The organism is Massilia sp. P2_C2 (genome assembly GCF_056404615.1).
This window is the reverse complement of the sequence record NZ_JBFUDR010000530.1, coordinates 1-2,271: the sequence shown is the minus strand read 5'-3', so window position 1 is coordinate 2,271 and position 2,271 is coordinate 1. Positions and strand designations below refer to the sequence as shown.

General features: G+C 46.1%; 2 protein-coding genes. One reads left to right on the top strand and one right to left on the bottom strand.

Annotated elements, in window-relative coordinates; all coding sequences use genetic code 11:
- The coding region (locus tag AC1DYX_RS30475) for a hypothetical protein (RefSeq protein WP_477265859.1) at positions 1–1,781 on the top strand (1,781 nt) is incomplete at its 5' end.
- Between the two features lie 145 nt (positions 1,782–1,926).
- Here AC1DYX_RS30475 and AC1DYX_RS30470 read toward each other — a convergent pair.
- The coding region (locus tag AC1DYX_RS30470; protein WP_477265857.1) for a hypothetical protein at positions 1,927–2,271 on the bottom strand (345 nt) is incomplete at its 5' end.

Genomic DNA, 2,271 nt, shown 5'->3' with positions numbered 1-2,271 from the left:
GAGAAAAAACATATAGCATTGAAGATATAGCGCGAAAACTTCAGAACGGAGAGAATATTGTCTTAACTGGAGACTATGGCACTGGAAAGAGTAGATGTGTAAAAGAAGTATACGGAATCCTTAAGAATAAGATTCGAGAATCCGGCGCATTCCCCTTGGCGATTAACTTGCGCGATCACTGGAGTAGTTCAAGCGCACTTGAAATTTTAGCTGGACACTTAGGCAATATTGGCGCAGGTGCGTCCATTGACAATGTCATGCGCTTACTTAATTCTGGCAATTTAGTTCTTCTGCTCGATGGGTTTGATGAAATCGGCACGCAAATACATGACACAAGAATCGAAGATAGGAAAAGCATCCGACGCCGTGCTGCACAAGGAGTAAGAGACCTAATCGAACGCGGCAAGACTGGAATACTTATTACCGGTCGTTCCCATTTCTTCGATGGCACTGTTGAAATGCTTGAAAGCCTAGGCTTAGCCTCAACGCGCTCTGTAACATGCATGGAAGCACCAGAGTTTTTCTCTGAAGAAGAAGGCAAAAAGTATCTGACATCTTTTGGCGTTAAGACACCGATTCCAAAGTGGCTGCCAAGAAAGCCGCTTGTCTTTCAGATACTTGTAGAGCTTGATTTAAAAGAGGTGACTCGAATTTTAACTAGAGAGCATGGTCAATTCGAGTTTTGGGGCATGTTCATTAATGCAGTATGCGTTCGTGAGTCCAAAGGCGTTGCCAATTCGATCTCTGCAAATACTATCCATCTAATTCTTCTCGGGCTTGCATCCAAAACAAGATATTCCAAATTTAAGAACGGCCGTCTTTCTCCAAGTGACATTGACAGTGCGTATCATTCCATAGTTGGCTCCGTACCAGATCAAAACGGGAGGCAACTGCTTTCTAGAATGTGTACATTAGGAAGAATTGAGCCAGAATCTCCCGATCGCCAGTTTTTGGACTCAAATGTTTTGGACATTCTCCGTGCCGAATCACTGGTTGCGGATATAGCAACAATGTTCGAAGAGTCTAGCGAAACGCAATGGGTACAATCACTAGGCCCTTTAGGCATTTTCCACGCTGCCCAAGCTGTATTTATTTATGACCTTGAAAGGTTGTGTTTTTCGTATTTGAGAAAGTATGGAAATAGCAAAAATACGAAAAAGCTTGGTGAAATAGTATCCCTATTGACTGTGTTTGGGGACTCCCCTTTAGATTTCCAAAACTTGCAATTAATTGGCTCCTTTATCCCCTTACTAAATCTCAGTACTAGAAGCCTAAGAAATCTGACCCTAAAAGAGTCTGAAATTGCCATGATTGTTTTGGATGCAACACCAATCAGAGACGAAGACGGGTTCGTCCTTGCTGATTGCATTCTTCTGCATGTCGCTGGAGTTTCTGGAAAGGATGGGCTCCCGCGGTGGATTCGCAATGCAGAAGTTTTGGAGTTTGAAAGGATATCTAATGCTTCAAGAATCAAGGAGAGCTTACTTAACCCACAACAAAAACTCTTCCTATCGATAATCCATAAGATATTTTTTCAACCCGGTGGTGGACGAGAAGAGGCGTCCTTGTTGAAGGGAGGGTATGGACAAAAATTTGACCCGAAACTCGTTGAGAGCATTATCAAGATACTAATGCGCGAGGGCATCGTCACCAAACGCAAAGGTGACGATGGATGGATTTATTCACCTGTCAGGCGTTTTACGGACAGACTCAACAAAATTAGGTCAGAGCTCACACTATCAGAAGACGAAATTTGGCGTGAAGTCAACTTAATTCGATAAGTAGCCGTCACCCGTGCTATTAGACGATCAGGAAATAACGCACTAAGAAATAAATATAACTGACGTTTTAGTCTATCAGAACAATGAAAAACGGCACCCCTCGAGGTGCCGTTTTCATTTGCTGTTTAAGCTAGGGCTGCAGCAATCACTCGCCGTCGCCGTGATGCTGTTCCAGCGAAGCAGCCTGCTGCTGGTCTTCCATCGCCTGCAGCTCGGCAGCCATATTGGTCTTCTCCTGCTGCAGCAGCGCCTGGCGCTCTTCCGCTTCCCACGCTTCTTTCTCCTTGCGGGCGCGGTGGAAGGCGAGACCCGTACCGCCCGGGATCAGGCGGCGGACGATGACGTTTTCCTTCAGGCCGCGCAGACCGTCGCGCTTGCCCATGATCGCCGCTTCGGTCAGCACGCGGGTGGTTTCCTGGAACGATGCGGCCGAGATGAACGAGTCGGTCGACAGCGATGCCTTGGTAATACCCAGCAGCACGTTTTCGTA